Annotated in this window: 31 protein-coding genes, 1 tRNA gene and 1 pseudogene; 20 read left to right on the forward strand and 13 right to left on the reverse strand. The window is 57.5% G+C overall.

The annotated features are described in order from the left end of the window. Positions 1-67: 67 nt before the first annotated feature. The 10 genes from PverR02_RS16820 to PverR02_RS16865 all read right to left on the reverse strand — a co-directional run bounded on the left by PverR02_RS16820 (position 68) and on the right by PverR02_RS16865 (position 6,065). Complete coding sequence (locus PverR02_RS16820; RefSeq protein ID WP_079443942.1) at positions 68-436, reverse strand: HNH endonuclease; 369 nt, start codon at positions 434-436, stop codon at positions 68-70. Beyond that, entirely contained in the window at positions 436-726 is a 291-nt protein-coding gene (locus tag PverR02_RS16825) for a phage holin family protein (protein WP_079443943.1), read from the reverse strand. The genes PverR02_RS16820 and PverR02_RS16825 overlap by 1 nt, the downstream gene beginning before the upstream one ends. Then, positions 719-1,084, reverse strand: coding sequence for a putative holin (locus tag PverR02_RS16830; protein WP_025856644.1), 366 nt, complete (start codon positions 1,082-1,084; stop codon positions 719-721). The genes PverR02_RS16825 and PverR02_RS16830 overlap by 8 nt, the downstream gene beginning before the upstream one ends. A gap of 259 nt (positions 1,085-1,343) precedes the next feature. Continuing rightward, on the reverse strand, positions 1,344-1,832 hold the full coding sequence (locus tag PverR02_RS16835) for a hypothetical protein (protein WP_079443944.1): 489 nt from the start codon (positions 1,830-1,832) through the stop codon (positions 1,344-1,346). Beyond that, on the reverse strand, positions 1,816-2,214 hold the full coding sequence (locus PverR02_RS16840) for a hypothetical protein (protein WP_079443945.1): 399 nt from the start codon (positions 2,212-2,214) through the stop codon (positions 1,816-1,818). The genes PverR02_RS16835 and PverR02_RS16840 overlap by 17 nt, the downstream gene beginning before the upstream one ends. Before the next feature lie 250 nt (positions 2,215-2,464). Then, the gene (locus PverR02_RS16845; protein WP_079443946.1) at positions 2,465-3,958 is read right to left on the reverse strand and encodes a DUF5906 domain-containing protein; all 1,494 of its coding nucleotides are present in this window, start codon (positions 3,956-3,958) and stop codon (positions 2,465-2,467) included. Continuing rightward, the gene (locus PverR02_RS16850) at positions 3,959-4,996 is read right to left on the reverse strand and encodes a PriCT-2 domain-containing protein (RefSeq protein ID WP_079443947.1); all 1,038 of its coding nucleotides are present in this window, start codon (positions 4,994-4,996) and stop codon (positions 3,959-3,961) included. It abuts the gene before it with no gap. Next, positions 4,993-5,196: a TraR/DksA C4-type zinc finger protein gene (locus tag PverR02_RS16855; RefSeq protein ID WP_079443948.1), complete on the reverse strand. Its 204-nt coding sequence runs from the start codon at positions 5,194-5,196 to the stop codon at positions 4,993-4,995. Before PverR02_RS16855 ends, PverR02_RS16850 begins: the two co-directional genes overlap by 4 nt. After that, positions 5,189-5,677, reverse strand: a complete 489-nt coding sequence (locus tag PverR02_RS16860) for a phage regulatory CII family protein (protein ID WP_079443949.1) — start codon at positions 5,675-5,677, stop codon at positions 5,189-5,191. The genes PverR02_RS16855 and PverR02_RS16860 overlap by 8 nt, the downstream gene beginning before the upstream one ends. A 139-nt stretch (positions 5,678-5,816) precedes the next feature. After that, entirely contained in the window at positions 5,817-6,065 is a 249-nt protein-coding gene (locus tag PverR02_RS16865; RefSeq protein ID WP_152032021.1) for a transcriptional regulator, read from the reverse strand. Between the two features lie 106 nt (positions 6,066-6,171). Here PverR02_RS16865 and PverR02_RS16870 point away from each other — a divergent pair, with 106 nt between their 5' ends. From PverR02_RS16870 to PverR02_RS16930, 13 genes are all read left to right on the forward strand, one after another. After that, the gene (locus tag PverR02_RS16870; RefSeq protein WP_079443951.1) at positions 6,172-6,927 is read left to right on the forward strand and encodes a LexA family transcriptional regulator; all 756 of its coding nucleotides are present in this window, start codon (positions 6,172-6,174) and stop codon (positions 6,925-6,927) included. Positions 6,928-7,068: 141 nt separating this feature from the next. Next, complete coding sequence (locus tag PverR02_RS16875; protein ID WP_079443952.1) at positions 7,069-7,275, forward strand: hypothetical protein; 207 nt, start codon at positions 7,069-7,071, stop codon at positions 7,273-7,275. Further along, on the forward strand, positions 7,272-7,538 hold the full coding sequence (locus PverR02_RS16880; RefSeq protein WP_227778661.1) for a hypothetical protein: 267 nt from the start codon (positions 7,272-7,274) through the stop codon (positions 7,536-7,538). Before PverR02_RS16875 ends, PverR02_RS16880 begins: the two co-directional genes overlap by 4 nt. A 10-nt stretch (positions 7,539-7,548) precedes the next feature. Then, the gene (locus PverR02_RS16885) at positions 7,549-7,824 is read left to right on the forward strand and encodes a hypothetical protein (protein WP_079443953.1); all 276 of its coding nucleotides are present in this window, start codon (positions 7,549-7,551) and stop codon (positions 7,822-7,824) included. Next, the gene (locus tag PverR02_RS16890; protein ID WP_079443954.1) at positions 7,821-8,198 is read left to right on the forward strand and encodes a hypothetical protein; all 378 of its coding nucleotides are present in this window, start codon (positions 7,821-7,823) and stop codon (positions 8,196-8,198) included. Before PverR02_RS16885 ends, PverR02_RS16890 begins: the two co-directional genes overlap by 4 nt. Next, on the forward strand, positions 8,195-8,437 hold the full coding sequence (locus PverR02_RS16895) for a pyocin activator PrtN family protein (protein ID WP_025856656.1): 243 nt from the start codon (positions 8,195-8,197) through the stop codon (positions 8,435-8,437). The genes PverR02_RS16890 and PverR02_RS16895 overlap by 4 nt, the downstream gene beginning before the upstream one ends. A 54-nt stretch (positions 8,438-8,491) precedes the next feature. After that, on the forward strand, positions 8,492-8,839 hold the full coding sequence (locus PverR02_RS16900; protein WP_079443955.1) for a hypothetical protein: 348 nt from the start codon (positions 8,492-8,494) through the stop codon (positions 8,837-8,839). Between the two features lie 51 nt (positions 8,840-8,890). After that, positions 8,891-9,712 carry a YfdQ family protein gene (locus tag PverR02_RS16905; RefSeq protein ID WP_079443956.1) on the forward strand — a complete coding sequence of 274 codons (822 nt, stop codon included), beginning with the start codon at positions 8,891-8,893 and terminating at the stop codon, positions 9,710-9,712. A 77-nt stretch (positions 9,713-9,789) separates the two neighbouring features. Next, the gene (locus PverR02_RS16910; protein ID WP_065908170.1) at positions 9,790-10,140 is read left to right on the forward strand and encodes a hypothetical protein; all 351 of its coding nucleotides are present in this window, start codon (positions 9,790-9,792) and stop codon (positions 10,138-10,140) included. Further along, positions 10,137-10,937 (forward strand): DUF2786 domain-containing protein, encoded by an 801-nt coding sequence (locus PverR02_RS16915; protein WP_079443957.1) that lies wholly within the window; start codon positions 10,137-10,139, stop codon positions 10,935-10,937. The genes PverR02_RS16910 and PverR02_RS16915 overlap by 4 nt, the downstream gene beginning before the upstream one ends. Further along, positions 10,937-11,173 (forward strand): DUF4224 domain-containing protein, encoded by a 237-nt coding sequence (locus PverR02_RS16920; RefSeq protein ID WP_079443958.1) that lies wholly within the window; start codon positions 10,937-10,939, stop codon positions 11,171-11,173. The genes PverR02_RS16915 and PverR02_RS16920 overlap by 1 nt, the downstream gene beginning before the upstream one ends. Before the next feature lie 3 nt (positions 11,174-11,176). Continuing rightward, positions 11,177-12,241, forward strand: coding sequence for a tyrosine-type recombinase/integrase (locus PverR02_RS16925; protein ID WP_079443959.1), 1,065 nt, complete (start codon positions 11,177-11,179; stop codon positions 12,239-12,241). A gap of 105 nt (positions 12,242-12,346) precedes the next feature. Then, the gene (locus tag PverR02_RS16930) at positions 12,347-13,603 is read left to right on the forward strand and encodes an ATP-binding protein (protein ID WP_079443960.1); all 1,257 of its coding nucleotides are present in this window, start codon (positions 12,347-12,349) and stop codon (positions 13,601-13,603) included. A 268-nt stretch (positions 13,604-13,871) separates the two neighbouring features. On the opposite strand, the gene PverR02_RS16935 is transcribed toward PverR02_RS16930, so the two are convergent. Beyond that, positions 13,872-13,945, reverse strand: a tRNA-Cys gene (locus tag PverR02_RS16935). A 214-nt stretch (positions 13,946-14,159) separates the two neighbouring features. Further along, entirely contained in the window at positions 14,160-16,448 is a 2,289-nt protein-coding gene (pvdQ, locus tag PverR02_RS16940; RefSeq protein WP_079443961.1) for a bifunctional acylase PvdQ, read from the reverse strand. A gap of 278 nt (positions 16,449-16,726) precedes the next feature. Here pvdQ and PverR02_RS16945 point away from each other — a divergent pair, with 278 nt between their 5' ends. Further along, positions 16,727-20,308, forward strand: coding sequence for a membrane-targeted effector domain-containing toxin (locus tag PverR02_RS16945; RefSeq protein WP_079443962.1), 3,582 nt, complete (start codon positions 16,727-16,729; stop codon positions 20,306-20,308). 166 nt (positions 20,309-20,474) lie between these two features. Further along, positions 20,475-20,855 (forward strand): hypothetical protein, encoded by a 381-nt coding sequence (locus PverR02_RS16950; protein WP_017846378.1) that lies wholly within the window; start codon positions 20,475-20,477, stop codon positions 20,853-20,855. 14 nt (positions 20,856-20,869) lie between these two features. Here PverR02_RS16950 and PverR02_RS16955 read toward each other — a convergent pair whose 3' ends face one another. Beyond that, a complete protein-coding gene (locus PverR02_RS16955; RefSeq protein ID WP_017846379.1) occupies positions 20,870-21,064 on the reverse strand; it encodes a hypothetical protein in 195 nt (64 codons plus the stop codon). A 172-nt stretch (positions 21,065-21,236) separates the two neighbouring features. Here PverR02_RS16955 and PverR02_RS32895 point away from each other — a divergent pair, with 172 nt between their 5' ends. The 5 genes and pseudogenes from PverR02_RS32895 (at position 21,237) to PverR02_RS16975 (ending at position 24,800) form a co-directional block, all read left to right on the forward strand. Beyond that, positions 21,237-21,371 (forward strand): hypothetical protein, encoded by a 135-nt coding sequence (locus PverR02_RS32895; RefSeq protein ID WP_017846380.1) that lies wholly within the window; start codon positions 21,237-21,239, stop codon positions 21,369-21,371. Between the two features lie 6 nt (positions 21,372-21,377). Next, positions 21,378-23,138, forward strand: a complete 1,761-nt coding sequence (locus PverR02_RS16960; RefSeq protein ID WP_227778663.1) for a M91 family zinc metallopeptidase — start codon at positions 21,378-21,380, stop codon at positions 23,136-23,138. A 22-nt stretch (positions 23,139-23,160) separates the two neighbouring features. Then, positions 23,161-23,373, forward strand: a pseudogene (locus PverR02_RS16965) (methyl-accepting chemotaxis protein); the annotation flags it as partial. 90 nt (positions 23,374-23,463) lie between these two features. Then, positions 23,464-23,925, forward strand: coding sequence for an SRPBCC family protein (locus tag PverR02_RS16970; RefSeq protein ID WP_017846383.1), 462 nt, complete (start codon positions 23,464-23,466; stop codon positions 23,923-23,925). A 164-nt stretch (positions 23,926-24,089) separates the two neighbouring features. Further along, positions 24,090-24,800: a FadR/GntR family transcriptional regulator gene (locus PverR02_RS16975; RefSeq protein WP_046383587.1), complete on the forward strand. Its 711-nt coding sequence runs from the start codon at positions 24,090-24,092 to the stop codon at positions 24,798-24,800. Positions 24,801-24,808: the final 8 nt, after the last annotated feature.

Consider the following 24,808-nt stretch of genomic DNA (forward strand, 5'->3'; position numbering starts at 1 on the left):
CGCAAAAAGGTTTTTCACCCCCCCTACCCTCCGGGGCGCGCTTTTTTGGTGCGTTTTCGGGCCGAGGTCACCGATTCCAGTGATGCCCTGGATCCACCGGGCGGCCGTCAGCGTTGCAGCCAGGGACCGTGCCGGTCCGCTCCATCCGTTGCTTCGTCGAGTCGTGGCAGAACTTACAGAGGCTCGCCCAGTTCGCCGGATTCCAGAACAGCTTCCATGCAGCTTTGAGCCGCACCGGATCTCCGCTGTCCTTAGCCTCTTTCAGCTTGGGCGGGATCTTGTGGTCGACGATTGTCGCGGCAACGGGCCGCTGATCCGACGAGCACATGGTGCAATACGGATGTTCCCGCAGGTGACCGTCGCGAGACTTCTGCCACTTGTATCCGTAACCACGCTGAGTGCTGCTGCCCCGCCGATCATCCGACACCTTGCTCATCAGCCAACTCTCCACACCCGGGCCAGGTTGCCCGAACTCTGGCAGACCGACCCGACGAACACCGCCAGCAGCACCACCAGCGGCCAAGAGTTGCGCGGCATGATCAACTGACCCTTGCCGATGTAAACGATCACCGCACCGGACGCGACCATCACCAACCAGGCAAGGCAGCTCATATCACGGCGGAACCGGGCACCACGGCGCCGGAACGTGAACAGTCGAACGAAAAGTGCCACACACAACCAGAACGTAAACTGGGTCAGCACTTCCTGAATCACGTGACTATCCATCCTGCCTCCCATGCGGTTCGGCATCGATACCGCGTCGCTTGATGATGGCGAGTGCGACCGTGACCACCAGTACCGACGCACCGAATGCAGCTGGCCCGGAGTGTTTGAACGGCCGAATGCCCCACAACTCCAACTCGCCGAGGCTTGGGGCAAACAGATAGCCCATGACGAAGGACACCAAAAGGAATACCACCCGCTTCCAGACCGGCAGTTCTTCGGTGGTGGTGAAGAACACGAGCGCACCAGCAAGAGCGCCGATCACAGCGAGCGCATCAATTCCGGTAAACAATCCCGTTACAGCAGCACCGGCACCGCCGGCCACGACAACAGTTGCAGCCGTGCTCGCTGGCTCGCCCATGCTGATAACTCCATTGCAGACACCCATCGGGCAGAAAAAGAAAACCCCGCCGAAGCGGGGTTAAGTGACCGGTCTAGGGAAACCGGGTAAAGCTGCACAGCACGTGCGAGGTCAGCGCCGAGGCGCAAATTCCATATCGTGGGGACTTTTTACCCCTCTCCGGAAAAACCGGAAAGGAGTGTTTTTAGGTTGAACTGCTCGGCGCACCTTTGACTCACTTTGACGCAACTTTGAGGTAACTGCTCCAGACGAACGGCGATCAGCACGACCTGACACGACCCACCGTAGACGCCCGCATCAGATCGGTCGCCGGCGACTTCACCCGCATATTTCGCGCACGACCTGGCGCACTACGCACTGTCAAAATCAGCTGCACCTGCTGGTGCAAAGCGTGGACCCAGTTTCTATACGTCCGATCCGCATCATCACCCAAGCCCAGCAAGGGCAACTGAGAGCGTACCGACCACGCAGGGCGAGGTAGATAACGATTACGCGCCAGCTTCGCGAGCACCGCCCCTTTTTCCGACTGCCGCTCAAGTTGCGCAAGTGCCGCAGCGACCTCCGATGCTGCGTGATCCATCCCACCGCCTGTTGCCATCATCAAGTCGCGAGATCCCGGAGTGCCACGAGGGGCAGAGCCGCCCCACTCCATAATTGTCGCCATCGGGCTACCAAGACCACCGCCGTCACCTACCTGGTTGAACTGGTTGCCCCAATGCTGCATCAGCTCTTCAATTTCCTCGACCATACAACTCCCCTCTCGCCCGTAGAAGCTGCTCTTTTTCGATGTCAATCAAGATGTCTTTACTACGCTGAATGAGAGGCTGGAAAGTCGCCATTGCCCCTAGGTAATCCGGCAGGTTGTCTTCGATGAACACCAGATCGAAGGACGAGGCGTACGTCTCAACGTCGATTACCCACTTCAACGCCGGCAACCACTGAGCATCAATTTCATCCCCTTCACGCACCCAGCTCGTATAGACCCCATCAATTTGGTCAAACTTTGAAAATCCCAGCCCGCTGAGCAGCTCCTCAAGCACGTCCCAATCCACCAGATGCGCAGGCAAGAGTTCCTCCAGCGTGTCAGCATCCTTCTTGAAAACACCGTTACTGAATGTGTAAACAGCCATTTGTATATCCCTTTTCTGGTGATGTCGGTTTGTCGGATTACTGTCGGAATTCTGTCGGAATACTTTTTATCAACAAAAACAGTTAGTTAAGTATTGATTCCGACAATCCGACAGGTATTTATAGCAATTCTCGCCTGTATATACGCGCACATGAGCAATCACTAAATATGTGTCGGAATGTCGGAAAGCCCGCGTTCATTGGTCGAAATTCGTTTTTCGGTGTTGTCGGAATAGTGTCGGATTGTCGGAATCAAAAGTCACCCGGCATCGGCAACGAACGCTTGTCGAATGTGGTAGCAAACTTGCGACATTCCAACCCCGCTTTGCTCGCCCAGTCTCGGCCGAGCGATTGCTTCTCCGCCATGAACGCCGGAGTGACGTACACCCGCGTGGTCTTGAAATCATCGCTCTGCGTTGGGTATCGAATATCTGGCCGAGCTTGCTTCAGATCCCGCACAGCCTCCTGGGTGAAGTCGCGTTGTCGTCGCTTGAACTCGTTCGCTCCTTCACACCACTTACAGAACGCTCGCCATAGATCGTCTTGAGTCACGGCTCCAGTAACAGGAAACTCTGTTTCTCCAGCAAGCCACCGCCGCACGAAATATCTGGGCGCGGCCAGGCTGCCATCAATCAAACCCTGCTTTTCTTCGTTCAGCGGTGGCTTCGTATGAGGCCCAAAGCCTTTGAGGTCCAGGTTCATGAGGTAGTGATAGAACGCTTCGATACCACCGCCATTGATTTCCTCGACCAGTTGCGAGAAGTACTCACCCGGTGGAACTCGATCGACGTACAGCACCAGGTAGCGCCGATCGCCATCATCCAGTGCCAGTGGCACCGTCGAGTTCGATAGGAAAACAAAATTGAGGTGATTGCGCTCCTCGCGCACTGGCATGTTCTTTTCGTTGATTTGCAGTGTCTCGCCGGTCACCAAGTGCTTCAGCACACCCTTGTAGTGGCGCATTTCTTCACGACTCACCACCTCTTCCGCCAAGGCAAAGAGCTTGCGGCTCTGCCATCCGGTGAACTGACTTTCCAACTGCGCCTGGCCGATGGTGGTGCCATAGTCACCATAAATGCGGCGCACAACCTGCTCCCACAACAGGCTCTTACCCGGCCCCTCAGTACCGAACATCACAACGGCAGTGGCCATTTTCGCACCGGGATTCTGCAATGGATAGGCGATCCACTTGAGCAAAAACAGATACTCATCCTCCCGATCGTTGCACAGCAGGCCCAGGTGTTTGCGGATGCGCAAACATCCCGCCGCACCGCGCTCGTCCTGCTCTGCATGAAACCCATCAAATAAATTGAGCATCAACGGGCTGCAGCGTTCGGTTGGGTCAAAAACAACGTCCTGTGCCATGCGACGGTGTTCGCTCTCCTGCCACCACTTGTAACGCGTTCGACCGACAGCCTCGCGCACGGCCGACAGCTTGACCATCCGCGCGCGCGCGCAATCCCATGCGACGTCCAACCCATAAATCACCACAAAATCTTTGAGCAGCTCTTGCTCACTGACGCGAAATCCCCCTCCTCCCCCGAGTGTGTGAGCGAGCGATTCATTTTCTGGCACTTCGCACTCAGAAGAAGGGGCGCGGGGAAGAAGATCAACCGAACCGTCGATTAGATCATCTACCTCATCAAGCGTTGGACCAGGTGCCACCGGCACCATTGAACTCAACAGCTGCTCGCGCACCACATCCAAACCGGACTTGCAGTGCAGGTCATTCCAATCAATTGCCATTTATGCCTGCTCCACGGAATTCGGAAATGCTGAAAACCCACCGGCTGCAGCGGCGGCGGCCTCTGCCTTAGTTCGGCCAGGATTGCCTTTGGTATCGGGATCATCATCACCGGCAACCAACAATCGCGCGTCGGGGTACTGACTGCGCAAAGCCCGCGTGACCGCCGGCAAATTGCCCGAGTCAACGGCCATCGCCACCGGCCAAGCCAAGGCCATATGTACGCTTGCAGCCGTCGCATAACCCTCAGCAACGGCAATATCCAGGGGATCATCTACAGGGCCAAGCACATGGAAGCACCCGGACTTCCGGCCGTATTTCGGAAAGAGTTTGGTACCCTGCCCGTTTATGGCCTGCAAGCTCCAAAGTTTTCCGGAAGCATCGCGGAGGGGAATGGCAATGCTGCCAGGCTTGAACATCAGAAAGCTCAGTGATGGCGGACGGGGCTTGGGTAGATTGTTGAAGAACTGCATAGCGCTACTACCCGACCAAACCTGGCAGCGCTTGTTGTGGTCATCGATGGACAAAACTACTGTCGTGCTAAAAAAGCCGATACCAAAGGCATCGACATGTTTTCGTTCAAGGTAGGCACTCTTTCCGGCCGGCTGGCAATGCTCATCCCAAATACGTTGGCAGCTTTCGGCTACCAAGGCGCGCATCTCGTTGAGTAACGCCTCATCAGCCTCGACCTCGGCCTGCCGCTGCTTGCGCCGCAGCTCCGACTCCGTAGCAAACCGCTTCTTTTCCTCTGCGGTCATTTCGGTTTTTTCGGGCCGCCAACCAGCGTCCAGCGCCTGCTTGATGACAGTACCCATTCCGGTACCGGCCTTTTTGAATGACTTCCATACCGCCAACGCCGCCTTGCCATCATAATTCTTGCTGCTTTGGCTCCAGATGTTCCAGGGGCCATAGCCCTCTTGGCCGAACTCAGCCTTCAACCCCATACCAACTTCGACCCACGTTTCACGTGAGTCCGGAGAGATGTATTGAAGAAGATGAGGCAGATCGGATAGCCGCAGCGGGATCTTGTCGTCACTCATCGCCGCCGCTCCCGCAACCCCTGGCAACTGACGCAGGTAGCACAACCCTGGATCGTCTGCTGACGAAGTAACGGGATAGGCTCGTCGCAATCCTCACAGAATTGCGCGCTGACGGAGCATGTAGGGCGCGGACGGCTCGCCAATGCGAGCTGGCGGAAGTACTCGGCGGCATCGTTGGCGATATCGATATCATCAGACATGATCAGCGCCCTCCATCGCCTTGCGCGCACCCGCCATGATGCCCAGCACCTCACGGATAACATCCATGCCGCGCTGCTCCAACAGGAGGACTTCGTGCGGCTCCCAGATATTGTCGGCGGCGCCGTCGTGCATGCAGGCCACGAACTGACCCGACTCCTCAAGCATCTTGCCGACAGCCTTCAATGCATCAGCAGTTGCTGGCACCGGGATTGGCTTGTACCAAACCGCTCCGGCCGGCCTGACCAGCGCGTCCAGCAAGCAAGGATCGCCGGTCAGCCTGATCACCTCTTCCAGCTCATCAGGGTCCAGCCAGCGCCGCTCTTCGTCGTGCTTGACCTTCTTCTGCAGGCTGTCGTAATCGAGCACCATATCAAGTGCCAAAGCAGTCACGCCGCCCCGGTAATCATGGGCCGCGCGGTAGATCGCTTTGCGGAGAGAAAGAACCGGCCCTGCGGCCGGTAATTGATCTGTTCGACTCATAACCGTAAATACTCCATTTACGGCCTAGCCATAGAAACGGGCACGCCCTATCCTACGACCACGACCGATGTGCATGTGCTGTGTGTCGTCGTAGCCGGGCTGGGGGATCTTTGGTGAGAGGCCCCAGCCCGGCACCCTTTTAGGCAGCCTTCAAATCTTCGGGTAACAAAAAGACATCAGGCCGTAATGCTTCGCGCGCAACGCCAGTAAGCCGCTCAACCCTCAACACCAATTCAGCAGGTAGCTTTCCTTTTCTGAACCAGCAAGAAACAACCTGCTGAGACACCTGGCGTTTTTCTGTTGATACAAGCGATGCGAATGCGACCTGACCACCTGCACGGTCAATTGCTTCTGCAAATGCCTCCCGCGACGTTGTGAAGTTATCCATCATGACCTCAGGATTTGTGTTTCACCCAAGATTACGTCTTTTGTTTGTGAAAATAAACGTCTTTTTTACGTTTGAAAATTAACAAAACAGTTTGTAGCCTCTAGGGATGATCGATCAGCCCATGACACCAAGCCCCGTAGCCAAATTATTCAAGGCGAAACGCCTTGCGATGAATCTCACCCAGGAAGAACTGGCGAGCAAAGTTTCTGAGGGCCTAAACCCTCCAGACCGCCTGTCACAACAGTCCTACGCCGCTTACGAAAGAGGCAAATCCCAGACATCACGACATATGATGCAGATCGCAACTGTTCTCGGCCTGAGCTGGGACGAGGTCTCGAGGATTATGTTCGCGGAGCTAATGGAGCCACCTCCACCTCCCCCTCACAACGGTATAGAAGCTGATCATGAGGGGCAGCCCGAGGCTCATATAGAAGATGAGTACTTCGTGGCGCGTCTGCTGGAACAGCACGACTTACCCAACGAGCCCGGTCGCACTGAGATAAGAGAGCGATCGAAAACAGACATTCGTTTTTCATCAAGCAAACTCAGACAGATTGGCGTTTCTCCCGCCAACGTCATCTGCGTCACGGTCTACGGCAATAGCATGGAGCCAGCGCTTCCTCATGGCTGTGTTGTCGGCGTAGATAAAGCCAGAAGTATTGTGCAGGACGGCGAAATTTACGCACTTATCCATAACGATCACTTGAGGGTTCGCCTTCTATATCGTCTTCCGTCCGGAGGCATACGACTTCGTAGTTACAATCGAGAGGAGCACCCTGACGAAGAGTACAGCCCCCAGCAAATCAGGGAGCAGCGGGTGATAATCATCGGCCGAGTTTTTTGGCACTCCGCATACAGATAGCCAGTCCATTCGTCAAAAAAACGCCCGCTCCTAGCGGGTTTTTTTGTGCCATACAAATAAGTCTTTTAAAAATTATCTTGTTGAAAACGTGTTTTGATTGTAATTTGAGTCTCGTACCCCTCTCACCAAAGAGTACGAGCCATGCAAACGACACAGCACAGCAACACCCGCTGCCCGGTCTACCTTCATCCGGCGGCGGCAACCAGCCCCGCCGCTGTGGAACGCATCCAACGCAGCACTGGCCTTCTGGTCATCGTCAATCTGGGTCGCGCCACCATTGCACCCGCCCCAGCCCCCGTGGCCATCGCCACCGATGACCAAGGCCCATGGGGCGGTGACGCAGCATGAATAGCTACCTAATCCCACTGGCTCGCCAAGAGTTGCTGCACCACGTGTTGCAGGTCGGCGGCAGCGCTGTGTGCGGGCTGACCCGCCCCGAGCAAACCATCCACGCAACCTTTGAGGTTGAGCTGACCACCGAGCATGCGGTCGTCACCGTGGATGTTGCGGGCAAAACCCAGCAGCTCAAGTTGAAGCGCAAGGATCCAGCCAACCACCTGCACCTGCGCGACTTCATCCAGCAAGCCGCCAACGCGCCGGCAGCGGCCTGAGGACAGCGCCATGAACCGCACCCTGGATCAAACAGCCGCTTTGCTCGGGCTCAAGCCCCGCGCCTTCCGCACCAGGTTGCGGGAACTCGGCGTGCTGAATTCTTCCGGCGATCTAGCCAGCGCACACCGCGAGCGCGGCTACCTGTTCTCCGACCCACGCAGCCGCTGGAATCCAACACTCCGCAACTACACCCACTACTCCGTGGTGCTGGTCAAGGAAGCGGGTGTTGAGTGGATCGCCAAGAAGCTGGACATCTCCATCACCAAGAAGGACGCAGCAGCATGAAGACGCCGAACGCCATCAATTCCGCTGTAGGCGCCCTGAAACTGGTGCCGATGTACCTCAACCACCCAACGGTGATCAGCCGCGCCACGCTGATTGGCGCCGCGTCCGAAGCTATCGCGCTGCTGGAGTCATTGCCCTGCGTGTCGGTCGAGTTGGCCGAAGTGTTCCGCTGCGTCGACGCAGTGATTGCTGACGGTCAAGTCGCCTACGTGACCCCAGTGAAGTGCCCGGAATACCCATACGGCGCCGTCGTCGCAGACGCCGAGGGCAACGTCCTGGCAGCGGCCAAGGGCAAGAGCAAAGAAGGTCTCGCCGAACTGATCCGCCTCAAGCTGGTGCCCCGAAAGGAGGGGCATGGGGAGGAACGCGCGTGACCACCACCCTGGAACAACTCCGGCGCCAGTTCGCCACGCCGTGCCCAAGCTTGACCGCGGTGCGTGAACAGTACTTCACGCACATCCGCACCGACCGCTACCTGCTGAGCGAAATCAAGGCCGGTCGGATCGCCCTGGTGGTCAAGCGGCTGCACTGCTCGGCCCGCGCCAAGCCAGTCGTTTACCTGCACGACCTGGCCGACTACCTCGACGCCCAAGCGACGAAGCAAGCGGCCTGATTCAAACGGTAGCCCCTGCCGACCAGGGGCGACATAGCCAATGAGGCACAGCACATGAACACCAAAGCACGTCCCTTTATGGACACCCTGCGCGACATCGAGGCCGGCGGCCTGCTGGACGAACTCACCGAGGCCCAGCACAGCCTGATCGACGCCATCCGCATGACCGGCAAAGGCGGCGACCTGACCATCAAGCTCACCTACAAGCCCGATGGCGGCGGCCAGATGACTGTGAAGGCAGACGTTAAAGCCAAAGAGCCTGTTCTGGCTCGCGGCACGTCCCTCTTCTTCCTCACGCCCGAAGGCAACATCACCCGTCGCGACCCCCGCCAGCAGGAAATCCCGCTGCGTAGTGTCGAGGACGAACCGGGGCCTGGAGCTTTGCGCCAGGTCAGCCAGTAACACCCGCCCCACCGACCTCTCACCAAATCGTCACCCACTGGAGCACATCCAATGCAACAAGCCCTACAGCACCTGGTCACCATGGCTCAGTCCCTCGGCAAACCAATCGAGGTCCCGGGCATCCCTGCGCCGCTGGCACTTGTACCGACCGACGTCAGAATCGAAAGCCTGGAGCATCTGCTGCCCGCGCCTTCGCGCATCAAGCAGAAGCTCACCGTGCTCGATGCCGAGTCGTTCATCAGCTACGTGAATCGCTTTTCCACCCATGCCACGGCTGTATTTTGCAACGGCCCCGAGGGACGCACTTTTACAGCGGTGATCGACTACCACGATCCGGCCGCACCAGCCTGGCGCGATCATGTCGCGACGTACCGCTGCCCGACCACCGTTGAATGGGGCAACTGGAAGGATAAGGATCGCAAGCGGATGGATCAGGCCACCTTCGCCGAATTCATCGAAGACAACGTGAAGGACATCACCCACCACCCCGAGCACGAGAACACCCCAAGCGCTGCCGACATGCTCGAAATCAGCCGCACCCTGGAAGCCAAGAAGAACATCACGTTCCGCCAAGGCACTCGCCTCGACAACGGCCAGGTGCAACTGACCTACAACGAAGAGATCGACGGGCGCGCTGGCGAAGCTGGCCAGTTGCGTATCCCCGAAGAGTTCTTCATTGCGCTCAAGCCGTTCCTCGGCGGCGACACCTTCTGCGTGCCCGCCCGCTTTCGCTACCGCATTCAGGAAGGGCGCCTGGTCATGTGGTACGAACTGGTGCGCGCCGACAAGGTGCTCGAAGAAGCCTACAACGCCGTGCGCGCCAAGATCGAAGGCGACATCACCAACGTGCCGCTCTATGAAGCCACGTTCTAACTAACTCCCTGCAACACCCCGTCGCCGTCCTCTCACCAAAACTGTCCGGCGGCGGGCTCTAACGAGGCATACAGCACATGCAAATCGAAACTTACATCATCGTCGCCGGCCTGCTCGTAGGCTGGATTGCGACCGCTTTCTTCCTGATCAAAGCGAGCAAGAAAGCCTTTGTGCGCGGCTTTGATCGTGGCGTCAACCTGGCCCGCGAGCAGCATGCCGCTTCGCCTGCCTGCACCATCGACGACCACGAACTGATGACGAGGATCACTACGTCACTGGGGCTTGCCGTGGAAACCTGGCAGGCATTCCCAGGCACAGAAATCATGGTTGCCCGGGTGAACAAACAACGTCGCCAGCTAACCGCCTTCGCCGCGAAGATGTGGTTAGCGGCCTACCCTGCACCACTCAGTGCGGAGGATGCAGCATGACCAGCGATCACATTGACGAAAAGAAACTTGAACGTGCTATCCGCAAAATCAAGCACTGTTTGGCCCTATCGCAAAGCGCCAATGAAAACGAAGCGGCTACTGCCCTTCGTCAGGCTCAGGCCCTGATGCGCGAATACCGCTTGACCGAGACGGACGTTAAGCTCAGCGACGTCGGGGAAGTCGAGTCTCAGTTTTCGCGCAACGAGCGTCGACCAGCGTGGGACCAACAACTAAGTGCGTCTGTTGCTGCGGCTTTTAACTGCTCCTCACTGCGCGTTAGAGATTGGTGCAAAACCAAGCATCGAGTGGTGGAGCGGGCTTCATTCATCGGAGTCACACCCTCTCAGCACATTGCCCTATACGCCTACGAAGCCCTGCTCACCAAGCTAAAGCTGGCGCGCAAGCAATACGTCGCCGGAGTCCGTTCAGGCAAGTACCGCAGCTCGTATTCCGCAGAAACAGCAGGTGACCATTTTGCCCTGGCATGGGTTGCCCAGGTCTACGGAAAGCTTCTGGCATTGGTCCCACAAAGCGATGACGACCCGGACGCAAAACCTGATGGGCGTGAGCTGGTGACAGTACAGTGCCAGGACAAGGCGCTGATAGCTGAATACCTATCAAACATTGTCATCGGAAAATCACGCAAATCCTCGGACATCGAACTCGACCTTGACGCCCAGATCGCGGGCATGTTGGCAGGCAGAGAAGTTGATTTACACGCTGGCATAGCGCCGACGGGTGACGAACTCCTATCGCTGCCCGCCACCGACAAAACCTATGCGGCGGAGGCGCGATGATGGAATTCCAAAGCGAAACCCTGACCGACGAAGAGCTGGCAACCATCACTGGCTATCAGATCCCATCCAAGCAAATCCAGTGGCTAACCTGCAACCACTGGGAGTTTGTTCTGACCGGTGCCCGCCGCCCGATAGTTGGTCGAGTGTATGCCCGAATGAAACTGGCGGGCGTCAAACCCTCCGCGTCGAATCCAGCGGCTGAAACCTGGACGCTCGACCTGGCGAACGTGAGCTAATCAATGCGCCAGAAATCACCAGCAAACCGGGATCTGCCACCGCGTATGATCCGACGGAGCCACAAACGTAAGAGCGGAAAGACCTGGGTCGCGTACTACTACAACGGAAGGGACGCCGACGGCAAACGCAAAGAGATTCCCCTGGGCGGTGACCTTGACCAGGCCAAAGTGGAATGGGCCAGGCTGGAACGGCGAGCGCCCCCAAAACCCAGCCATCTGCTCGGCTCTTTGTTCGACAGGTACGTGAAAGAAATCATTCCTACCAAGGGCTTGCGTACCCAGTCTGACAACATGAAGGAACTCAAGCAGCTCAGAAAAGCATTTGAGAAGGCACCCATTGATTCGATCACACCCCAAGTGGTCGCGCAGTACCGCGACGCAAGGACCGCAAAAGTCAGGGCCAACAGGGAAATCGCTCTGCTGTCGCACATGTTCACGATCGCGCGCGAGTGGGGCCTGACAAACAACGCCAACCCGTGCTTCGGTGTGCGCCGCAACAAGGAGACACCACGAGACTATTACGCCGGCGATATTGTGTGGAATGCAGTGTACGAGGCGGCCGTACAAGAGCTGAAGGACGCTATGGATCTGGCCTACCTGACTGGCCAGCGCCCCGCGGATGTGTTGAAAGTGGCTACCACAGATTTGAACGCCGAGTTCCTGATGGTCAATCAGGGCAAGACCGCGAAGAAGCTTCGCCTACGGCTGGAAGACGAAGGCGTTCAGTCAGGGCTGAGCGCCTTTATAAATGACCTCCAAGAGCGCCGAGCTCTCTGCGGCATAAAGACATCGAGGCTGATCACAAACACATCCGGTCTTCGGATGAGCCAGCAGATGCTGCGCAATCGCTGGGATGAAGCTCGCGAGAAAGCTGCTACGAAAGCCGGCACTGAGGGAGACTCTGCCTTGGCGGTGCTGATTCGCCAGTTTCAGTTTAAGGACATCCGTCCGAAGGCCGCCAGCGAGATTGAACTGGCACATGCCAGCCGCCTCCTTGGCCATTCGACAGAAGAGATCACAAAAAAGGTTTATCGACGAGTCGGCGAAATCGTTAAACCTACTAGATGAAATAGCTCAAACAGCCTCCATTCTACCGCCAAAGACACCGTATTAATTTGACAGGTGACGTGGCCCGCGGTGATTATTCGCCTATCAACTCGGCATGGATCAAACATGAAAGCTAGAGATATTTTCACTCCAGGACGGTTTCCAAGTCATACGTTCGTAGACGACCACCTGATTGCTAAGAAAACAACTCTCGAGAACGCCCTAGATACGGGTTCGATGTTGATTTCAATTTCCGGCCCATCCAAATCCGGCAAGACCGTATTCATAGAAGAGTCAATAGGCAAGGACAAAATAATTCAAGTTACCGGAGCGGGTATCACGTCTGTCGCCGGCCTGTGGCGAAGGGTATTTGACATCCTAGGCACAGATATACCTACTTCCAAGACTCAAACCGCCGGCACCACGAACGGTTTTGCAGGAAAGGCGACTGCTTCAGGCAGCGTTATATTAGCAAAAGCAAGTGCAGAATTATCCGCCAGCCATTTATCCACAGATGCAGAGGCTGTCACCACAGATACATCAACTGATTACTTGCAGCTACTTATATCCGAGCTTGCAGACAAAGAACTTACGGTATTTATTGACGACTTCCATTATATTTCACGCGAAACACAATCTGAAATTGCTAAACAAATAAAAGAAGCTATCCGCAGCAATGTAAAATTTATCGTTGCATCAGTCCCCTATCACGCCGATGACGTAATTAGAAGCAATCCAGATTTGCGCGGACGAATTGTTTCAATTGACTTTGGTTACTGGCATCAAGACCACCTCAAAAAAATCGCAGAGAAAGGATTCTTAGCTCTCGGCGTTACGTTTGATCATTCAATGATTCAAATGTTTGCAGAGCAAGCTGCTGGCTCACCGCAATTGATGCAGTATCTGTGCCTCAATGCATGTTATGCAATCGGAGTCAGAGAACGGACTTCCGGAGCTAATTCATTGCCGATGAATAAGCCTCTTCTCGAGACCATTTGTAAGAGCACAGTTTTGTCTACCGACTACAGTTCGGTGGTAGAGAAAATGATTGACGGCCCTCGTATTAGGGGCTCTGACCGGATAAGCCACTCACTCAAAGACGGCAGTAATGGGGACGTTTATACACTCTTGATCAGGTGTCTAGCCCTCGACCCCCCACAGCTCACTCTGCGTTATGATGACTTGGTTCTGAGGGTAAAGTCTCTATGCTCATCATCACCGCCAAGCGGCTCGAGCATCACAGGCGCTTGCAGTCATATGGCAAAAATCGCGAATGATTCCGCCGGAGAAAGTATTATTGAATGGGATGGAGAAAACGACGTTTTAGACGTTAGGGACCCGTACTTACTCTTTTATATTCGTTGGGCTGAGATCTTCCAGTAACGAACATTTTATTGCTCAGAGGGTGCGGCTACCGCCCCTCTTTTTTTGGGAAAAAAACCGGAACTAGCTATCTATCGCTCTTGCGTGAATAGCCCTTGAAGTAGATGTTTCGAGTATGGAGACCACTCCAGATCCCTTAACTCAAATTCGCTACACGACACACAGAAACCATGGGGTTGCGGAACGGATACCAAAAGTTGCGGAACGCTTCCTGAATCGCAGGCATAAAAAAACCCCGTAGACTATCGATCTACGGGGCTTTTAAGAGTGGAGGCCGAGGTCGGAATCGAACCGGCGTAGGCGGATTTGCAATCCGCTGCATAACCATTTTGCTACTCGGCCTCAAACGATCAGTACCCTGGTTGCTGGCACTCACCGCATACAAACTTGAGTGGGCTATGTGAAGCGTGCCTCTACTCTAACTCATTGAATACATTGAAGTTTTTAATGCTTCATTGCGTTCGATGGGCGCCATTATGTACTCATTTGCTTTTGCCTGCAACCCCTTGATTTCAAAAAATATTCTGCCCTGGCATCAAGGGGTTGCGTGCGCGCCCTACTCTTTGATGACCTGCGATTGGTACTGCGGATCGGCCTTGATCTGCGCTTCGCTGAAGGGCAGCGGGCGGAGGTTTTTTTCGGAGAATGCGTGTGTCTGGTCCTTTGCGTATTTCGATGCAGGGTTGCTGGACAGGGAGAATGTCAGTAAGCCTTGGGCGCGGGGGCCGTTGGCGTCGAAGGTGACGATTTGCAGGTAGCTGCTGCCGCTGACCACTTCGCGTTTGCCATCGGCGCGGGGCACAGTTTGCATGGCGTTGTAGATGCCAAGCTGTTGCGGGCCGCCGTGGATTGGGGTCTGGCCGGAGACTTGTAGGTCGCCCCAGCGGCTGTTGGCGGTGAGCCCGAGTTGGCCGGCCTCGACGGTCGAGGCCAGCATGGCTTCGCGCAGGGCCTTGGCGACGGGCGCTCGCTCGATGGCCAGGCCGCGAGGGGTGGTGAGGGGTTGGGCCGGGTCGAAGGCGACACGCCAGGCGTCAGGGCTGTGCTGCAGGTGTTGCATCAGGTTGATGAAATGCACCAGGCCCAGGCCGCTGTCGAGGTTGGCGCGCTGGTCCCAGGTTTGCAGGCTGGCGCACAGCGGTTGCAGCGTGGCGGTGTCGGCGCCGAGGTGCTTGGCGCAGAATTCGAGCAAATCGGGCATCACCTGGCTGGCGAGGTAGACCTGGTTGTCCATCACCATGTTTTGCAGGTCGGCAACGCTGATCGGCCGGTTGTCCAGCGACTGCAGGCGTTGCACGGCGAAACGCGCGCGGGGGCCGAGGCCGGTGCTGTCCTGGCTGATGACCGGGGAAAAACCGGTGAGGGGCGCCTTGGGGTTGACCATCCAGGCCGAATCGTTGGAATGCTGCACGTAGTCGGTACGTTCCAGTTGCGGCAACTGGTCGGCCGCGAAGATCCCGGCTTGGGCAGCGCGCGGGTCGACGTCCCAGGCGCAGGCGCTGCGGGCACCGTCGAGCACGATCAATTGCAGGCCGGCCCGTGGGTCACTGCATTGCGCGAGTTTGGCCGCGTTGACGTTGGGCACCACCGACAGGTTCATGAACAGGCTCTGCCCCTGGTCATCCGCAGCCAGGGTATTGACCCACGGGATGCCTTGCAGGGTGTGTACCGCGGCTTGCAGCTCCTTGACGCTGCCGGCGCGATTCATCGCGTACCACTGTTGCAGCACACGGTCGTTGCCCAGGTTGGCATCGCGCAGGCTGAAGGCGTAACGGTTGTCCCAATCGAGCTTGCCAGGCCATTGCACCACCGGGCCGAATTGCGAACGGTAGACGGTATGTGCCTGCTCTTTGAGGCTGCCATCGGCTTGTTTGACCTGCACCGTCAGCGTGGTTTTATCCAGCGGGATGGATTTACCGTCCAGCAGGTAGCGCGTGGCATCCTTGGGATCGAGGGTCAGGCGATACACGGTGAAATGCTTGGACGTGTCGACGGTATGGGTCCAGGCCACATGCTGGTTAAAGCCGATATTCACCAGCGGCAAGCCCGGCAGTGCAGCGCCCATCACATCCAGCTGGCCAGGGATGGTCAGGTGCATCTCATAAAAGCGCATGCCGCCGATCCAGGGGAAATGCGGATTGGCCAGTAGCATGCCGCGCCCGTTGAATGAGCGGTCACGGCCCACGGCGACGGCGTTGCTGCCTCGGTCCAGAGTGAAACGCTGTTGATGCGCAGCGGCCAGCTCAAAGGCCTTGGCGTCGCCCAGTCGATGGGCGGTGGTGTTGGGCGGCGTGGCGCCGACAAGGGCTTCGGCGAATTGGCCGACGCCGCCTTCCACCAGCAGCCTGCGCGTCAGCTTGATCACATCCTGCGGCGTGATCGGCCGTACCCACGCCGCCTGGCACTGGGCCGGAGCGCCCTGCTCTGTCAGATAACGGTTGTAGCCGGCGACGTACCCTTCGATACGCTGCTGGATCGGTGGGCTCTGCGCCGCCCAGAACGAGGCCACCGCCTCTGGCGTATTCAGCCAGGCAAAGAACACATCGCTGGTAACGTTGTTGCGCTCCTCCAGGGTCGATTGTTCAGGGCCAAAGAACCTGGCGCGCTCTCCGCTCACCGTAACCACCTCGTTGGCCAGCAGGCACAGATTGTCCTGGGCATAGGCGTAACCGATGCCGAAGCCCAGGCCGCGCTCATCACTGGCGCGGATATGGGGCACACCGAAACTGGTGCGTCGGATGTCCGCCACCGCCTGCACCACCGCCTCGCGCGCGGATGCGGCCAGGCTCACGCCCAGCAATAGCGCCGTCACACACACCCTGGACAACCCGTTACAAATAATCACGCAGACCCCACCGTCAGATTAAACCGCCTCACAGGGCAATCACCCCAACGTAAGAACGCAAAAGCCCGCGAATAATTTAGGTACGAATGCGGCCGCGTCATTTTCTGCGCTACGAGGGTGACCAGTCCAAATGCCGATGGCCTCCGTTACACATACTGACAACCCGCACCGCCCGCAAGCGGAACACAAGCACCTGCTTTCAACACCCAAACGAGCGCCTTCATTCAAAGGCGTTCGTCGGCAAGGACTGCCTCACCGTGTGAAAGAAGGTACTCAGCATGACATCCGTCACCCTAACCTCCGGCTCGTCCCAGCAACCTGTTTACCCGCTGCTGCCCACGGCTTTAGCGACCGACGACATGGCTCCGGTCGCAGACCCGCCTACAGAGCAAGAAGTCGACAGCAATGACAACCGCCAGGCCCTCAAAACCGCATTGGCGCACAGGCGCAACCTGCAAACGCTCGCCCGCCAACTCAAACAGGCCGCCCAGTCACTGGTACCGCAAGCCAGCGCCGAAGCAGTGCTGCGCGCACTGCAAGAAACCCTGATGGACGTCGATCCAGACTCGGCGCTTCAGCATCAATCGCCGCAGAAAATCAGCCTTGAGCGTTTCATCACACACCACGGCACGTACATTCCGGCCACGCGTGAAGACCTTTTCGACATGGCCGACGCACTGATCAATCATTCGTTGTCGCACCCATTGGGCAACTTGGGCGGCGGGCTCAGTTGGGCATTGCCGCTGAGCGTGGAACACCAGCGCGTGGTGCGCGACGTCGTTGCCGACAACACCGAGAAACTGCCGGGCCTGCCCCTTTTCGACCCTCGGCGCGGAGCATTGGGGTATCTGCTGGAAGGTAATCCGCTATCCGGTACCGAGCTACAGGACCCGGCCAAGGCGTTGGAGAAACTCCTCGATACCCCCAAGGCGCAGGAGCTGGGCCAGGCGATACAGGCCAAGGTCGGCGGCATCGCGACCGATACCAGCGCAAACGACTATGTACTGAGCGCGATCCACTTGGGGCTGGACCCCGAATCCATCGAACAGCCTGGCAGAAATACCGTCGCGGGCTTCAACCTCGCTGCCGACAGTCACTGGGGCATGTCGCCAGCCAGTGTGATCAGCGCACTGGCCAAACACCTGAGCGACAGCGGCAAGACTTCCCTCGCTAGCGCGGATCTCGGCGCCAGGTTGCTGCTGGCACGGGTGGCGCCGCAATATCTGGTCAAGGATATTCCCGCCACGGTGGTGTACGGCAGCCAGGCATGGGCCAACTTGTGCATCGCCGTGGCTGCGATTGAAGCCCAGGCACCCGGCAAGGCAATGCACATGGATTTTGCCGAAGTCATGCGCCATGCCGACTCAATAGCACCGGCGGGTGAAGCGGCGCAGAAGGCCGCCTTGATCGATTGGGGCGTGGTGAACGGTTTTCTCTACGCCAAAGACGATGCGGCGTACAACAACGCAGAAATCGAGTACACCCGCGAAGCCTTCAATACCCAACACAGCGAATTGAGCGCCGCGTCCAAAGAAGTCGGCGCGACACTGCCCAGCCGCAAACAGATGGCGCTGGATCTGCTGAAAGCCACCTTCGGCGAACGCGATGACTTTGAGGATCGCGTGTTGCACATCAACTATAAATCCAACGACCCCAAGGCCCCGCGCTTCAGCCAAGCCTATTCGATGCTCGACATCACTCAGCAGGGGCTGGAAATCGACACGCATAGCTGGCTGGTCAGAGGCGCGCGCGCCGACATCGATCTTGAGGCGTTTGCGCAGTTCACCCGAAGCCCGTCTTTCAATATCCCGCAGGCGTTCGACACGGCATTTACCGACGCGCTGGACACTATCAAACAGGTAAAAAAATACTCACTCATCAGTGCCATTGACCGCCTGCCGTTGGCAGATCGAACGCGCCTCAATTATGGAAAAATCAGTTTTTTCAAGGAAAACGACTACCGCACCAGCTTGATTCCTTTCGCCCAAGACAAGCTCTTCCACACCAGCCCAAAGATCCTCGTACACAGCGAATATCAAAACAGCCATCAGACATACGAATTCGATACCACAACCGGCAGCATCTCCAAGGTTGACCCGGGCAGGATCAGCCGGCCCCACCAATACGTGTCGGACGAAGTCAACAAAATCGAAGCGTTTCATCCCAATCGTTCAACCCACAACTACGACGCCGAAGAAAAGGAACCGCAATACCCCACCTTCAACACGTTCCAAAGTCCGCGAACCCACTACATCGCCGACGCACTGATCAAGGCGTTGGGGTTTGATGAGCCTGCCGTCAAGCAATACGCCGCAGGCGAAACCCCGGACGAGGCGCGACGCGAATGGGTGAGTTCAACAACGGACGCATTATTGAACCTGATCCCCCTCCGCTCGGCCATCACCCACTTGCGCAACGGTCACTACAAGGACGGCGCGATTGACCTGGCGCTGGATATATTTGGCTTTGTGACAGCCGGGTTGGGCGCTACCGCAAAACTCGGCAAGGCAGTGACAAACGCGGGTTCAACCCTGGGTGCCTTGGCACGCGGCGGCAAAATCCTCGGGGTCACCGCACTCAACGCCTTCAACCCGTTGCGTGGCAGCGTTGACCTGGCGGTGGGTGCGGGCAGACTTGTCACGGATGGCATCAGCGCCAGCGCGCAAGGCATCCGCAAGCTGCGCGGCACGGCCAACGGCCAGTCGCTGGTCATCGCCAGCCAACGTTACGAGGCCGCCGCAACAGGCGTTTTACAGGTGGGTACGCAGCAAGTGGAAGGCTCGGCCATACGCCAATACGGTAAATGGTATGCCTTCGATTCAGACGCCATGCAGCCTTATGGGCCCGCACTCGACGCATTCACCCCTGTCCATACGCTGATGCCGCCCTCACCCACTGCCCAACACCCGGGGCGATCGGCTCGCGATCATCGCTTCAACCCGCTGAGCCGACCGTCACGTCCGCCACTCAGTCAACCGCCGGCTGGGCTGCCAGTCGAGCCGGTGCGTAAAATCGACCATTTGCCCGACGCCGAGTACGTGAGCAGCATTCGTGGCCGCCCCATCGAGGGCCATTTCACCCCCAGCAGAAAGCAGGCAACCCATGAGAAATTCGCCCAGGAAATGCGCGATTTTTATACGCACATGGCCGCAAACGGGCTGCCCCCCCGCCCCGAGTTTCCAAACATTCCCGCGCCAAAGAAAACGAGCGATGTGATTGCCGATGCTTTTCGCACGGCGCCTGGCCTGGTATTCGGCGAATCCCACAGCAGCTTGGCGGCTTTCCGAACTTTGTATGACAACGTCGATGTGTTTGTTCAAAACAAGGTAAAAAAGCTATTCGTCGAAGGCCTGGTGTACGACAAAATCATGCGCTGGAAAGACGATGGCATGGGCCGGATCGGGCTCATATACCGCCCTCCCAACCAACGCCCGACCCTGGGCGAACTGTTGAAGAAATTCGAAGACAACGGGATCGAAATCGTACCGCTTGACCATTTTTACCTGACGCGGCATAACGACGAACGCCACCTGTTCGGCGGCCCCATCAAGACGCCTGCGCAGGCCAAACGACGACTCGAAGAGTTCAACTACTACGCCACCCGCACCATCGAGCAACACGCAGGCGAGGACAAGTGGGTTGCCCTGGTAGGGCGCCATCATCTCAATACCACCCAGAATGTTCTGGGCCTCTCCGAATTGACCGGCGCCACCGGCATCGCCGTGTATGGAAGAGCCGGACGCGTTAACTACGGCGTTCGCTCGGCGGACCCACGCCCCGGCCCCTCGGGCACCCTCACCCCTGCGGATGACTTGACCGGCGACCTGCAGATTTTCGCCGGCGAAGTGTGGCCGGTGTGACGGGAACAGCAGCCAGAAGACGTCTATCCAGAGCGATTGCAATGTGACAAAGCGGATACCGACAAATTTTCTACATCCGGCACTTCATGATTTGCATCGCTCGTTCGTCTTATTAGGTAACAGCGCCATCATTTTCCTGATCAGGCTCTGATAAGGAGTTTTTTGCATGTACAACTCGCAACTGCCCACGGACGGACATTCACCGACCGCCGAGGCCGCTCATGGCAGAGGCGCCCAAGCGTTCGGCAGCGCACCTGAACAGCACGGCAATCAGCGCATCCGCCATTTGCTCAAGTGTTTTGGTTTGCGCACCAGCCTGATCCGGCTGAAGGTCATCGACGCCCTCCTCACCGCCGCCGACAACCAGCGCACCCTTGGGGTACGCGGGGTACACAGCCATTTGCTGGAGCTGGGCATCCCGTTGTCGTTTCTCAGCGTGCGCGAGGTACTCAAGCGCCTGTGCAGCGAGGGCGTGATCACCCTCAATGCCGACAAAAGCTACAGCCTCCATGAAGAGGCTGCCAAAGTACTCGAAGGCCGCGCCTGACCCACGCAGCTGAATCAGAAGTTGGGCTTGACCTTGCGCCGCATCACACCGTTGATCACGACCACGGTGACCGCCACCGCAATGGCGATGTACTGGAACGTTTTTTCGCTGATAACCCCGGTGTTCTGCAAGTAGGACAGGCCAAACATCGTCCCCAGTACGACCAGGGAAATCAGAATCGAGTATTTCAAACGTTGCTTTTGCGTCATGACGGGTTCCTGAACCTTGAGAATGTATCCACTTTGTATCGCCGAACATGCCAAATACATACCCGCTGGCGGGGATGGAATCGGGTCGGCAGGGTCTCATGTTACAGGCGATGAAAAACTTTGGCTTGCCCGTCTCCTGATTCAATCTATGAGTACCCTAGAGGATTTTGAAATGTTCCGTCGAATCACACTGCTGATTCCCTTGTTGATCATCCTGAGCATGAGCGGCTGCATCATTTTCCCACACGGTGGTGGCTGGCATGACCACCGTTACTACGGTGGCGGCCCGGGTTACTACCACCGCTGATCACACGTGCGTCTCGCTCTCCCTGCGCAGAGCGAGACCGCTCAAGCCGTCGCTTATCCACCTGCCTTCAAAGGGCGCGTTTGGCCCGCCGATCACCGCCGGCACGAAACATTTTGCACCAAGCTTCTCGCCATCCTGCGGAACACTTTCAGCCAACCCACCACGGAATGGGCAGCCCTGATGCGCAATCAGATGCTCACCTCATTGAATGTGAAGGCCCCGCCGATGCTATTTCCTCTCGTTTATTTCGCAGCCACTCATACCCACACGCCACAACCTGCCCCTCGCGATAAACCCTCGCCTTACGATCCCCCATCCGATCTGACGCCAGACGGCAGTAACCGCAGAAAACACCCGCTGCACACTAACGGCGACGTGACAATCAGTCGACTCATTGACTGGGATACATCGACCCCTGAAAAGCCGGAGATTATGAACAATTGGCTTTTAGTGGAAAGCGGTAACCATTCGGACCGTATCCATGTACGCAGTTGGCCCGGCGACAAGCTGCAAATCCTGATCAACGACAAGCCCTATTTTTTCGACATCAAAGAAAAACAGGGCCCGGAGCAGCACCTCTGGATCGAAACCCAAGGGGGCGATGACACGGTAATAATCGACGATGACGTCAAGCTTCGTGTTGACGTTGAAGGGGGCGATGGCAACGACTACATCCGGGCAGGCGGAGGCCGGAGCAGACTCTATGGCGGGAACGGCAAGGACTTCCTGCAACTGGGCAGTGGTCTCGGCTATGCCGAGGGCAATGACGGCGACGACACCATCCTTGGGGGAAGCGGCCATGCCGTGATGTATGGCAATAAGGGCATGGACCTGCTCATTGCCGGCGACGGTCCCGCCACCAAGCAGAGTTATCTGGACGGTGGCGACAACGAAGATGTACTCGTCTCAGGCAGCGGGCATACGGTTTCACATGGCGGCAATGACGATGACCTTCTTATAGGGCGCGACCGTACCACCTTCTATACAGGGAAAGGCCACGACACCATTTTGAATAATCAGCGCAAGGACCGTATCTACGCCAACGCCAGTGATCATTTCGACCGTACCCAAGGCTCGGCTTTCACCGAGGTCAAACCCAGCAACGCCGGCGAGCAGGCGTTCATCGTGAAAGACGGGCACCTGGAGTTCAAACAACGGGTAACCGACGACCTCGAATTCCTGCGCAGTTCGCCGCTAGGCCAACAGACCCTTGCCAAAATGGATGAACTCGCCGTGCTGAACGGCGGCAAAGTCACCATCGAACGAGGTGACTCGGGCAACACGTCATACATTTTCTGGAGAACTGATCAGGACGAGCTGACACCTGAGGCATACGAAGCTCTCACCCCATCGGAGCAGGGAATCATCCAAAATGGTGTGGCCGGTTTGGGCGCCAATAGTGCCCACATTTTTTATGACCCCCAGTCTACCCGGGAGCGAGCTGACGGTACCTTTACAGGGTTTCCCGTAACCGGCCTCTTTCACGAGATTGGGCATGCCTACAATGGCGCCACCGGCACGTTCCTGGCGGGTGAGAGTACCCAACGTCGGGAATCAGGCAGAACGGACGTCGTCCCGCATTTAGAACACCAAGTCGTTGGCCTGCCCAGCGATGCAGAACCTTTTGACCTCGATAACGACCCCGCCACGCCACCAAGCACCATTAATCCAAAACCCTTCACTGAGAACGGTCTGCTCGAAGAAATGGGTAAACCGCTTAGGAAAAGTTACCGATTTGATCTCAGTGCTCAGGGGGACGGTCTCTAGTACACCCTTCACACGCCAGCCGGTCAGCCATATCAACAACCTCAGCACCCAGAACGCCACGGCTGCCGAGCAGCAAAGCGCTGTGACCGAGTGGATCAACCGCAGCATGGTCCATATCCGACATATGGTCGAAGAGCGGGTGCAAAGCGGCCATGCCACTGAAACCAATACGCAAAGCCTGCTCAACGCCAATGCCTGGGTGATCGCGCTGATGAGCCGCTTCAAGGTGCAGTGATAAATTAATGAGACACTCCCGTGCAATGCATGGGAGTAGGTCTATCCTGACAGCTCCGGGTGCAGAGTTTCACCACACAGGAGGTGTTCCATGCGCGCTGTCGAGCAGTCGGTCCGCCTGGAGCGGATCAGTCAGGAACGCTTTATCCAAGCGCCTATCGAGGCTGTCTACAACTATGTAACCCAGCCCGATCGCTGGCACGAATGGCACCCGACCTCCCTCAGTGCCGACACCGGCACCACCGGTTCACTCTCCGCCGGCACGCGCTTTACCGAGGTGATCGACCTGCTGGGCGTGCGGGTGCCGATGAGTTACCGCGTGCAGATCGCCCGGCCGCCGGAAGAATTCAAGGCGGTATTCACCTCCCTGGCCGTCGACGGCTCGATTCACTACAGCCTGCACGCCTGTCGTGACGGCACGCTGTTCAAGCGCGTGTTGACCTATGAAACCGAACTGCAACTGGCCGGCTTGCACGAGCGCATGGTGGAGCTGTCCACGGTTGCGCTGGACCAGCTCAAGCAACGCTTGGAAAACCCCGCCTTCGTCGAATGAGCCAACATACCGTCGAGCTTCCGCACGGCCGCGATGCGCCTTAGTCTCGACGGCGAGCCTATCGACCCAACGACCGGACAGCCTGCAAACATCTCCGGCAACATCTTGACAAGGCAAAAGCGTAACCTCTATTGTCTGACAACCTGACTACCAAGGTTTTTTCCATGCTTGAGCTCCAGCGCCCTGACTCGCTCGTTGTACGGGTCGTCAGCGCCATCCGCGCCGAAATCGATTCTGGCCAATTGGCGCCCGAGTCGCGTTTGCCCACTGAACAGCAACTGGCTGAACAACTGAACGTCAGCCGCTCGGTGGTGCGCGAAGCGATTGCCCAACTCAAGGCCGATGGTGTGCTGACAGCCAAGCGTGGCCTGGGCTCATTTATCTCGCAAACCCCTGCGGGTACGGTGTTTCGCTTCCCGGAAAAAAACGGTCGTCGTCCGGACCTGGCGCAGATGTTCGAAGTGCGCCTGTGGATCGAAACCCAGGCCGCCTCGATCGCCGCCCAACGCCGTGATGCCGACGACCTGCAGCGCATGCAGAAGGCGCTGCGGGAAATGCACGACCAGCGCGCCGACTTCGAGGCCGCCGCCCTCGCCGATGTCGAGTTTCATCGCGCCATCGCCGAAGCCAGCAAGAATGACTACTTTGTCGCCTTCCACGACTTTCTGCGCAGCCAGTTGGCCAGTGCGCGCAAAACCGCCTGGGAAAACTCGGCGTCGCGTTTTGCCAGTGGCTCGGCCGACGCCACCCAGGAACACCAGGCGCTTTACCAGGCCATCGCCGACGGGGATGCCCAAGCGGCCGCAGCCAATGCCGAAGCGCACCTGCGCGCAGCGGCCAAACGCCTGCAACTTGAGCTGCCTGCCACGAATTGAATGATCCA

Source organism: Pseudomonas veronii (assembly GCF_002028325.1).
Taxonomy (GTDB): Bacteria; Pseudomonadota; Gammaproteobacteria; order Pseudomonadales; family Pseudomonadaceae; genus Aquipseudomonas; species Aquipseudomonas veronii.

Coding starts and splice junctions, on each gene's coding strand:
- PverR02_RS16820 (WP_079443942.1), bottom strand. CDS start 436: ATGAGCAAGGTGTCGGATGATCGGCGGGGCAGCAGCACTCAGCGTGGT.
- PverR02_RS16825 (WP_079443943.1), bottom strand. CDS start 726: ATGGATAGTCACGTGATTCAGGAAGTGCTGACCCAGTTTACGTTCTGG.
- PverR02_RS16830 (WP_025856644.1), bottom strand. CDS start 1,084: ATGGGCGAGCCAGCGAGCACGGCTGCAACTGTTGTCGTGGCCGGCGGT.
- PverR02_RS16835 (WP_079443944.1), bottom strand. CDS start 1,832: ATGGTCGAGGAAATTGAAGAGCTGATGCAGCATTGGGGCAACCAGTTC.
- PverR02_RS16840 (WP_079443945.1), bottom strand. CDS start 2,214: ATGGCTGTTTACACATTCAGTAACGGTGTTTTCAAGAAGGATGCTGAC.
- PverR02_RS16845 (WP_079443946.1), bottom strand. CDS start 3,958: ATGGCAATTGATTGGAATGACCTGCACTGCAAGTCCGGTTTGGATGTG.
- PverR02_RS16850 (WP_079443947.1), bottom strand. CDS start 4,996: ATGAGTGACGACAAGATCCCGCTGCGGCTATCCGATCTGCCTCATCTT.
- PverR02_RS16855 (WP_079443948.1), bottom strand. CDS start 5,196: ATGTCTGATGATATCGATATCGCCAACGATGCCGCCGAGTACTTCCGC.
- PverR02_RS16860 (WP_079443949.1), bottom strand. CDS start 5,677: ATGAGTCGAACAGATCAATTACCGGCCGCAGGGCCGGTTCTTTCTCTC.
- PverR02_RS16865 (WP_152032021.1), bottom strand. CDS start 6,065: ATGGATAACTTCACAACGTCGCGGGAGGCATTTGCAGAAGCAATTGAC.
- PverR02_RS16870 (WP_079443951.1), top strand. CDS start 6,172: ATGATCGATCAGCCCATGACACCAAGCCCCGTAGCCAAATTATTCAAG.
- PverR02_RS16875 (WP_079443952.1), top strand. CDS start 7,069: ATGCAAACGACACAGCACAGCAACACCCGCTGCCCGGTCTACCTTCAT.
- PverR02_RS16880 (WP_227778661.1), top strand. CDS start 7,272: ATGAATAGCTACCTAATCCCACTGGCTCGCCAAGAGTTGCTGCACCAC.
- PverR02_RS16885 (WP_079443953.1), top strand. CDS start 7,549: ATGAACCGCACCCTGGATCAAACAGCCGCTTTGCTCGGGCTCAAGCCC.
- PverR02_RS16890 (WP_079443954.1), top strand. CDS start 7,821: ATGAAGACGCCGAACGCCATCAATTCCGCTGTAGGCGCCCTGAAACTG.
- PverR02_RS16900 (WP_079443955.1), top strand. CDS start 8,492: ATGAACACCAAAGCACGTCCCTTTATGGACACCCTGCGCGACATCGAG.
- PverR02_RS16905 (WP_079443956.1), top strand. CDS start 8,891: ATGCAACAAGCCCTACAGCACCTGGTCACCATGGCTCAGTCCCTCGGC.
- PverR02_RS16910 (WP_065908170.1), top strand. CDS start 9,790: ATGCAAATCGAAACTTACATCATCGTCGCCGGCCTGCTCGTAGGCTGG.
- PverR02_RS16915 (WP_079443957.1), top strand. CDS start 10,137: ATGACCAGCGATCACATTGACGAAAAGAAACTTGAACGTGCTATCCGC.
- PverR02_RS16920 (WP_079443958.1), top strand. CDS start 10,937: ATGGAATTCCAAAGCGAAACCCTGACCGACGAAGAGCTGGCAACCATC.
- PverR02_RS16925 (WP_079443959.1), top strand. CDS start 11,177: ATGCGCCAGAAATCACCAGCAAACCGGGATCTGCCACCGCGTATGATC.
- PverR02_RS16930 (WP_079443960.1), top strand. CDS start 12,347: ATGAAAGCTAGAGATATTTTCACTCCAGGACGGTTTCCAAGTCATACG.
- PverR02_RS16945 (WP_079443962.1), top strand. CDS start 16,727: ATGACATCCGTCACCCTAACCTCCGGCTCGTCCCAGCAACCTGTTTAC.
- PverR02_RS16950 (WP_017846378.1), top strand. CDS start 20,475: ATGTACAACTCGCAACTGCCCACGGACGGACATTCACCGACCGCCGAG.
- PverR02_RS16955 (WP_017846379.1), bottom strand. CDS start 21,064: ATGACGCAAAAGCAACGTTTGAAATACTCGATTCTGATTTCCCTGGTC.
- PverR02_RS32895 (WP_017846380.1), top strand. CDS start 21,237: ATGTTCCGTCGAATCACACTGCTGATTCCCTTGTTGATCATCCTGAGC.
- PverR02_RS16970 (WP_017846383.1), top strand. CDS start 23,464: ATGCGCGCTGTCGAGCAGTCGGTCCGCCTGGAGCGGATCAGTCAGGAA.
- PverR02_RS16975 (WP_046383587.1), top strand. CDS start 24,090: ATGCTTGAGCTCCAGCGCCCTGACTCGCTCGTTGTACGGGTCGTCAGC.